This is a genomic window from Pseudomonas sp. TWI923 (assembly GCF_039673365.1).
Classification (GTDB): Bacteria; Pseudomonadota; Gammaproteobacteria; order Pseudomonadales; family Pseudomonadaceae; genus Aquipseudomonas; species Aquipseudomonas sichuanensis.
This window is the reverse complement of the sequence record NZ_JBDJLM010000129.1, coordinates 1-7,473: the sequence shown is the minus strand read 5'-3', so window position 1 is coordinate 7,473 and position 7,473 is coordinate 1. Positions and strand designations below refer to the sequence as shown.

8 protein-coding genes are annotated in these 7,473 nt (G+C 66.1%); 4 read left to right on the top strand and 4 right to left on the bottom strand.

The genetic code is table 11. The features are described from left to right. Positions 1–123 precede the first annotated feature (123 nt). The 4 genes from ABE459_RS25210 (at position 124) to ABE459_RS25195 (ending at position 3,784) form a co-directional block, all read left to right on the top strand. Positions 124–1,851, top strand: coding sequence for a copper resistance system multicopper oxidase (locus ABE459_RS25210; RefSeq protein WP_323828583.1), 1,728 nt, complete (start codon positions 124–126; stop codon positions 1,849–1,851). Further along, the gene (locus ABE459_RS25205; RefSeq protein WP_323828581.1) at positions 1,844–2,764 is read left to right on the top strand and encodes a copper resistance protein B; all 921 of its coding nucleotides are present in this window, start codon (positions 1,844–1,846) and stop codon (positions 2,762–2,764) included. The genes ABE459_RS25210 and ABE459_RS25205 overlap by 8 nt, the downstream gene beginning before the upstream one ends. A 154-nt stretch (positions 2,765–2,918) precedes the next feature. Further along, complete coding sequence (locus ABE459_RS25200) at positions 2,919–3,347, top strand: DUF411 domain-containing protein (RefSeq protein WP_125464796.1); 429 nt, start codon at positions 2,919–2,921, stop codon at positions 3,345–3,347. Further along, positions 3,347–3,784 (top strand): YqaA family protein, encoded by a 438-nt coding sequence (locus tag ABE459_RS25195; RefSeq protein ID WP_323828579.1) that lies wholly within the window; start codon positions 3,347–3,349, stop codon positions 3,782–3,784. Before ABE459_RS25200 ends, ABE459_RS25195 begins: the two co-directional genes overlap by 1 nt. Positions 3,785–3,824: 40 nt before the next feature. Here the strand turns inward: ABE459_RS25195 and ABE459_RS25190 are convergent, their stop codons facing one another. From ABE459_RS25190 to ABE459_RS25175, 4 genes are all read right to left on the bottom strand, one after another. Then, positions 3,825–4,406, bottom strand: a complete 582-nt coding sequence (locus ABE459_RS25190) for a DinB family protein (protein WP_125464798.1) — start codon at positions 4,404–4,406, stop codon at positions 3,825–3,827. Positions 4,407–4,417: 11 nt separating this feature from the next. After that, a complete protein-coding gene (gene zapE / locus ABE459_RS25185; protein ID WP_323828577.1) occupies positions 4,418–5,518 on the bottom strand; it encodes a cell division protein ZapE in 1,101 nt (366 codons plus the stop codon). Between the two features lie 258 nt (positions 5,519–5,776). Beyond that, positions 5,777–6,925 carry a PQQ-dependent sugar dehydrogenase gene (locus ABE459_RS25180; RefSeq protein ID WP_323828575.1) on the bottom strand — a complete coding sequence of 383 codons (1,149 nt, stop codon included), beginning with the start codon at positions 6,923–6,925 and terminating at the stop codon, positions 5,777–5,779. 20 nt (positions 6,926–6,945) lie between these two features. Beyond that, positions 6,946–7,266 carry a hypothetical protein gene (locus ABE459_RS25175; RefSeq protein ID WP_125464801.1) on the bottom strand — a complete coding sequence of 107 codons (321 nt, stop codon included), beginning with the start codon at positions 7,264–7,266 and terminating at the stop codon, positions 6,946–6,948. Positions 7,267–7,473: the final 207 nt, after the last annotated feature.

The following is a 7,473-nucleotide window of genomic DNA, read 5'->3' as shown; positions in this document are numbered from 1 at the left end:
GGGGGGGCTTTGAGGGTGTCTCTGGTGGGGGTTTTTGGCGGGCTTGGGGGGGGCCCGCCCGCCCCCGGGGGGGAGCGGGCTTGCCCCGCGATGGGGGGCGACGGCCACAACCGAGACCACGCCATGCCACCTACCCCCACCCGCCGCACCTTCGTCAAGGGCCTGGGCGCCGCCACCGCCCTGGCCGGCCTCGGCCTGTGGCGCCCGCTGGCCCAGGCCGCCGAGGGCCGCCTGCCGCTGCACGACCTGAGCGGCCAGCAGTTCGAGCTGTTCATCGGCCAGACCCCGGTCAACATCACCGGCAAGCCACGCACCGCGCTGACCATCAATGGCAGCCTGCCTGGCCCGCAATTGCGCTGGCGCGAAGGCGACACCGTGACCCTGCGGGTGCGCAACCACCTGGACCAGGACACCTCGATCCACTGGCACGGCATCATCCTGCCGGCCAACATGGACGGCGTGCCGGGCCTGAGCTTCGCCGGCATCGAACCGGGCGGCGATTACCTGTACCAGTTCACCCTGAAGCAGAGTGGCACCTACTGGTACCACAGCCATTCCGGGCTGCAGGAACAGGCCGGGGTGTACGGTGCCATCGTCATCGAACCGCGCGAACCCGAGCCGCATCAGTACCAGCGCGACCATGTGCTGCTGCTCAGCGACTGGTCGGACCAGGCGCCGCAAGCGCTGATGGCGACGCTGAAGAAGCAGTCCGACGCCTTCAACTACAACAAGCGCACGGTCGGCGATTTCATCGACGATGTGGCAGACCAGGGTTTCGCCAACGCGGCAGAAAATCGCTGGGCCTGGGCCAAAATGCGCATGAGCCCGACCGACCTGGCCGACATCAGCGCTGCCAGTTACACCTACCTGCTCAACGGCCAGCCGCCGGACGGCAACTTCACCTGCCTGTTCCAGCCCGGCGAAACCGTGCGCCTGCGCCTGATCAACGCCTCGGCGATGACCTACTTCGACTTCCGCATCCCTGGTTTGAAACTGACGGTGATTGCCGCCGACGGCCTGCCGGTCACCCCGGTGACGGTGGACGAGCTGCGCATCGCCGTGGCCGAGACCTATGACGTGCTGGTGACCGTAGGCGACTTGCCGGCCTACACCCTGTATGCCCAGAGCATGGACCGCACCGGCTACGCCCGCGGCACCCTGGCCCGCGCCGCCGGGTTGCAGGCACCGGTACCCGCGCCCGACCCGCGCCCGGTGTTGACCATGGATGACATGGGCCATGGCGGGATGGGCGGGATGGATCATTCGAACATGGCCGGGATGGACCACGACGGCATGGCAGGCATGGATCATTCAGCCATGTCGGGCATGCAGCAGCACCCTGCCAGCGAAACCGACAACCCGCTGGTGGACATGCAGACCATGGCCCCACGGCCCAACCTTTCCGACCCAGGCCTGGGCCTGCGCGACAACGGCCGCCGGGTGCTGACCTACGCCGACCTGCGCAGCCCCTACCCCGACCCGGACGGCCGCGAACCGTCACGGGACATCGAGCTGCACCTGACCGGGCACATGGAGCGCTTCGCCTGGTCGTTCGACGGCATCAAGTTCAGCGACGCCGAGCCCTTGCGCCTGAAGTACGGCGAGCGGGTGCGCATCACCCTGGTCAACGACACCATGATGACCCACCCCATCCACCTGCACGGCATGTGGAGCGACCTCGAGGATGAACAGGGGCGTTTCCTGGTACGCAAGCACACCCTCGACATGCCGCCGGGCAGCCGCCGCAGCTACCGCGTCACAGCCGATGCCCTGGGCCGCTGGGCCTACCACTGCCACCTGCTCTACCACATGGAGACCGGCATGTTCCGCGAGGTACGCGTCGATGAATGAGATGACCAACCGCCGCATTGCCACCGGCGTCGCCCTGTTCGCCCTGCTGGCCAGCGAGCGGGCGCTGGCCGCCGGGATGGAACACATGAACCATGGCGCCATGCCCATGGACCACGGGCAGATGAACCACGCTGCCATGCCCATGGACCACGGCAAGATGGACCATGGCCAGATGAATCACGGCGCGCCCGCCAGCACCCAACCCCGCACCCCCTTGCCCGTGATCACCGACGCCGACCGCCACGCCGCCTTCCCGCCGCTGCCCGGCCACCAGGTACACGACCGCGCCATCAACTGGGCAGTGATCGTCGACCAGCTGGAGTACCAGAACTTCGAGAGCAGCAGCGCGCTGAACTGGAACGCCACGGCCTGGGTGGGTGGCGACATCGACCGCCTATGGCTGCGCACCGAGGGCGAGCGTGAACAGGGCAAGACCCACAAAGCCGAGCTGCAGGCCCTTTGGGGGCATGCCATCAGCCCCTGGTGGGAGCTGGTCGGCGGCGTGCGCCAGGACTTCAAGCCCGCCAGCGGCCAGAGCTGGGCGGCGTTCGGCATCCAGGGCACGCCGCTGTATGGCCTGGAACTGGAGGCCACCGCCTACGCCGGCGAGCGACAGCAGACCGCGCTGCGCCTGGAGGCCGGTTACGCTATGCTGCTGACCAATCGCTGGGTCCTCGAACCGACCGTCGAAGCCAACTTCTTCGGGCGCAACGACGCTGGCCGCGAACAGGGCTCGGGCCTGGCCGAAAGCGAAGTGGGCCTGCGCCTGCGCTACGAAATCACCCGAGGCTTTGCGCCCTACGTCGGGGTCAGCTTCAACCGCCTGCACGGCAACCGCGCCGATCAGGCCCGGGAAGATGGCGAAGACATTGGCCAGACTCGTTTGGTCGCTGGGGTTCGTCTGCGCTTCTAAGGCCATTGATAACCTTTGTGGGAGCGGCGGTGCGCCGATGCGACTTGCCCCGCGATGGACGGCACCAGCTACACCGATGATCGCGGGGCAAGCCCGCTCCCACAGGGGGCGTACCCCGTCAAAAAATTGTGTGTTGTTTCACAGGAGTTTCACCATGCTGCGCAAACACCTGCTCACCCTCGGCCTGCTGGCCGTCACCGGCCTGGCCCAGGCTGGCGAAACCATCGACGTGTACCGCGATCCCAACTGCGGCTGCTGCAAGGAATGGATCAAGCACCTGAGCGATAACGGCTTCACCGTCAATGACCACGTCGAACCGAACATGAGCGCGGTCAAGCAGCGCCTGGGCGTGGCGCCGCGCCTGGCGTCGTGCCACACCGGCGTGATCAACGGCAAGTTCGTCGAAGGCCATGTACCGGCCGAACAGGTGCGCCTGCTGGCCAAGCGCGATGACCTCAAGGGCCTCGCAGTCCCCGGCATGCCCATGGGCTCGCCGGGCATGGAAATGGGTGATCACAAGGATGCCTACCAGGTCATCGGCGTCACCCGCGACGGCCAGGACACCGTGGTCGCCAACTACTGATGCTCAGCCTCTGGGCGCTGTTCTTCAGCGCCTTCGGCGCCGCCACGCTGCTGCCGCTGCAATCGGAAGCTGTGCTGGTCGGCCTGTTGCTGCGCGAGCCCGAGGCCTGGGCCACCCTGCTGCTGATCGCAACCCTGGGCAACGTGCTGGGCTCTGTCGTCAACTGGCTGCTGGGCCGGGCCATCGAGCACCTGCGCGACAAGCGCTGGTTCCCGTTCAGCGCCAGCCAGCTCGAGCGCGCACAACAGCGCTACCAGCGCTGGGGGCAGTGGTCGCTGCTGCTGAGCTGGATGCCGGTGATCGGCGACCCGCTCACGCTGATCGCCGGGATCATGCGTGAACCCTTCTGGCGTTTCCTGCTGCTGGTCACCCTGGCCAAGGGCGGGCGCTACATCGTGGTGGCGACGATTACCCTGGGCTGGTTTCACGGCGGGTAACACCTTTCACTGACCGCTATCCAGAACAGAGCGCCCCAGTTCACTTGGGCCAGACCAGCTCTTCGCTCCAACCCAACTCGGCGAAATCATCCGCCCGCAAGCCGGCCTCCTCCTCGCAGAAGAACTCATCCAGTTGCGGTGGCTTCACCGTCGTATCACTGAGCATCGCATGCACCTGCCCACGATGATGGATCTGGTGCTCGAACAGGTGCGCCAACACCCGCAGACGCTGCTCGCGCTGCACCCGCTCAGGGCGCACGATGCTCACATAACGCGCCAACTGGTCATCGCTCAACTGCCGGCAATAGCTGATCAACCGCTGGTCGGCCTGGGCCTGTTGCGCCTGCAGGTCGCTGCAGGTGACGAAGGGTTGCTCGGGCTGGAAGAAGCGCTCGCCATCCGGGTCGGGCGCCTCGCCGCGCTGCTCGCACTCCAGCGCGTCGAGGTAGAACCAGTCCACCGTCAGCAAATGGTTGAGGGTGGCCTTGATCGAAGGGAAGAAACTGCACCGCGGGGCGACGAACTCATCGTGGCTCAGTTGCAGGCAGGCCTTGTACAAACGGTGGTTGGCCCAGCCATTGTTGTAGGCCTGGGTCAGCAAGTGCTGCGACAGTGGCTGCATGGTCGGCTCCTTCAGGCGAAGCGTTGCAGTTGCATCTCCCGTAGCCGGCTCAGGGTCCGTTGGTACGGGAACGCCAGATACCCTTGAGTGTAGAGCGCATCCAGGGGAACCTCAGCTTCCAGGTACAGCGCCACCCGCCGGTCATAGCATTCGTCGACCAGGGCAATGAAGCGGCGCACGCTGTCATCCTTGGGCGCCAACGTTGGCAGCAGGCGATCACCGGCCTCGACGCGCGCGGCGCCATCTTCGGTGCCGCGTGCAATGCGCCCTGCCTGCTGCTCGCCACCGAGGGCCGGGATGCCACTGACCAGGATCGCCGGGAAGCGGTCGCACAGGGCCATGAAATCCATCGCCGCCAGGGGCTGCTCGCACAGGTCGCTGAAATGGCACCAGAGCGCGTGTTGGCTATGGCGCAGCGTACGGATCTGCCGGGAGCCGACCTGCAACGGCTGATCGCTGCCAGGCGCCTCTGGGCTCAACTGGCGAAACACGGCTTCGAGAGCGCTCGGCTGCCCGGGTTCGACAACCCAGTAGCGCTGGCGCTGGGCGCCCGGATGCAGGCGATGGTCCTGCTCGCCGGCTACCGCCAATACCTGCATATGCCGTTCGATGGCGGCGATGGCCGGGAGGAAGCGCTCGCGGTTGAAACCATCGCGGTAGAGCTGCGCAGGCGGCTGGTTGGAGGTGGCGACGATGACCACGCCGTGGTCGAACAGCACCTGGAACAGCCGGCCGAGAATGATCGCATCGCCAATATCGCTGACGAACAGTTCGTCGAAGCACAGCACCCGGATTTCTTCGGCCAGGCCGCTGGCCAGGGCCCTGAGTGGGTCGGCCGTGCCATTGAGCTGGAACAGCCGCTGGTGGACCCAGGCCATGAAATGGTGGAAGTGCTGGCGCCTGGCTGGAACCTTCAGGCAACGGTGGAACAGGTCCATCAGCCAGGTCTTGCCACGGCCGACCGGGCCCCAGAGGTACAGGCCCTGGCTGGGTTGGCGCTGGTGCAGGGCGTCGAAACAGCCCTGCAGGGCGGCGACGGCAGCGGCCTGGGCCGGGTCGGGGACGAAGCCTCGGTCGTTGAGGGCCTGGTGGTAGAGGGATTCGGGGGTCATGCCGGGCGATCTGATGGGAAAGGGCCATGGTACGACAGATTCGACCCCATCGCGGGGCAAGTCACAGCGGCGCACCGCCGCTCCCACATGTACTGCGCGGCAGCTGTAGGAGCGGCCTTGTGTCGCGAAAGGGCTGCGTAGCAGCCCCAGCGATTTTTGTTGCGTAGCTGAAAACTGGGGCCGCTTCGCGACCCTTTCGCGACACAAGGCCGCTCCTACAGTAAGACGGTGCTCCCACTTGCCCCGCGATGGGCTGGATCAGCCTTGCTTCAACCCCACCTTCAACAAGGCGCCATCCTTGTCATCGGTCAGCACATACAGGTAGCCATCCGGCCCCACCCGCACATCGCGGATGCGCGCCTTCAGCTCCCCCAGCAAGCGTTCTTCATGCACCACCTTGTCCCCCTTGAGCTGCAAGCGGATAAGCTCCTGGGTGGCCAACGCGCCGATGAACAGGTTGTGGTCCCAGGCTTTGAACCTCGGGCTGTCGTAAAAGGCCATGCCGCTGATGCCGGGCGACTTCTCCCACACATGGTGCGGGTCGACCATGCCATCGACATGCTTGCCCTTGGCCTCGGGGATCGGCAACAACGAGTAGTTGATGCCGTGGGTGGCGAGCGGCCAGCCATAGTTCTTGCCGGGCTCAGGGATGTTGATCTCGTCGCCGCCGCGCGGGCCATGCTCGTGGGTCCACAGCTTGCCGGTCCAGGGGTTGAGCGCGGCGCCTTGCTGGTTGCGGTGGCCCAACGACCAGATTTCCGGGCGCACCTGGTCGCGGCCGACGAAGGGGTTGTCCTTGGGTACTTTGCCGTCGGGGAAGATGCGCACGATCTTGCCTTGCAGCTTGTCCAGGTCCTGCGCGGTGGGGCGCTGGTTGTTCTCGCCCAGGGCAATGAACAGATAGCCGTCGCGATCGAACACCAGGCGCGAGCCGAAGTGGTTACCCACCGACAGCTTGGGCTGCTGGCGGAAGATCACCGTGAAGTTCTCCAGCCGCGCCCTGTCCGTCGACAGCTGGCCACGGCCCACCGCCGTGCCGGCCCTGCCGTCGGCGCCTTCTTCGGCAAACGACAGGTAGATCGTATGGTCCTTGGCGAAGTCAGGCGACAACACCACATCGAGCAGCCCGCCCTGCCCTTCGGCCCAGACCTTGGGTACACCGGACAGCGGCGGGCCGACCTTGCCTTCGGCACTAACTATACGCAGGTTGCCGGGGCGCTCGGTCACCAGCATGTCCGTGCCACCTGGCAGGAAGGCCAGGGCCCAGGGGTTGAGCAGGCCGTCGGCAACGGTGCTGACGGTCAGCTGGCCTTGTTCACTGGGAAACTGTTGCTCGGAGGCGGCGTGAGCCAGCAGGGGAAACAGGCTGGCGGCGGCCAGGGTGGTCAACCAGGTGCGTGGCGTCATGCTCGGTTCCTTCGATAGGGTCAGGGCACGCGTAGCGAATCGCGCGCTGGCCGGGTGGGTTCCAGGTTGGGCGCCCGCTGCTCGCGGCGCAGGTTGTCGCCGTTACCGATACCACGGTTGTCGAGGGTCGGCGGGCGCGGGTTGGGCTGGGTGGACGGGCCGCGCACCGGAGGGGTGGCGGGCACGCTGCCCTGGCGGCTATTGGGGTTGGCGCGCTGGATCGGGCTGTTGTAGGGGTTGTTACTGTCGCTGGCAGCCAATTGCACGGGCGCAACGGCAGCGGCCTGCAGCGGCAGGCTCAGCAACAGGCCAATGGCCAGGGCTGGCAGTGTGGGATTCATGCTTCACCTCCGTACGAAAAGGCGCGCTCCAGGGTTGGATAGCCTAAGACGCGCAGGGTTCGACACAAAAGCGAGAATGCGGATTGAGATGATTCGTGATGTTTCAGTATGGGTCTTTCCACGCATCGCGGGGGGACTTGCCACGGGGCCCCCCCCCCCCGCCAAAACCCCCCCCACTCATGCGAGTTTAAAAACAAAAAATTTAGC

Bases quoted from the DNA above. Each gene is read 5' to 3' on its own strand.
- ABE459_RS25210 (WP_323828583.1), top strand. From the start codon at position 124: ATGCCACCTACCCCCACCCGCCGCACCTTCGTCAAGGGCCTGGGCGCC.
- ABE459_RS25195 (WP_323828579.1), top strand. From the start codon at position 3,347: ATGCTCAGCCTCTGGGCGCTGTTCTTCAGCGCCTTCGGCGCCGCCACG.
- zapE (WP_323828577.1), bottom strand. From the start codon at position 5,518: ATGACCCCCGAATCCCTCTACCACCAGGCCCTCAACGACCGAGGCTTC.
- ABE459_RS25180 (WP_323828575.1), bottom strand. From the start codon at position 6,925: ATGACGCCACGCACCTGGTTGACCACCCTGGCCGCCGCCAGCCTGTTT.
- ABE459_RS25175 (WP_125464801.1), bottom strand. From the start codon at position 7,266: ATGAATCCCACACTGCCAGCCCTGGCCATTGGCCTGTTGCTGAGCCTG.
- ABE459_RS25205 (WP_323828581.1), top strand. From the start codon at position 1,844: ATGAATGAGATGACCAACCGCCGCATTGCCACCGGCGTCGCCCTGTTC.
- ABE459_RS25200 (WP_125464796.1), top strand. From the start codon at position 2,919: ATGCTGCGCAAACACCTGCTCACCCTCGGCCTGCTGGCCGTCACCGGC.
- ABE459_RS25190 (WP_125464798.1), bottom strand. From the start codon at position 4,406: ATGCAGCCACTGTCGCAGCACTTGCTGACCCAGGCCTACAACAATGGC.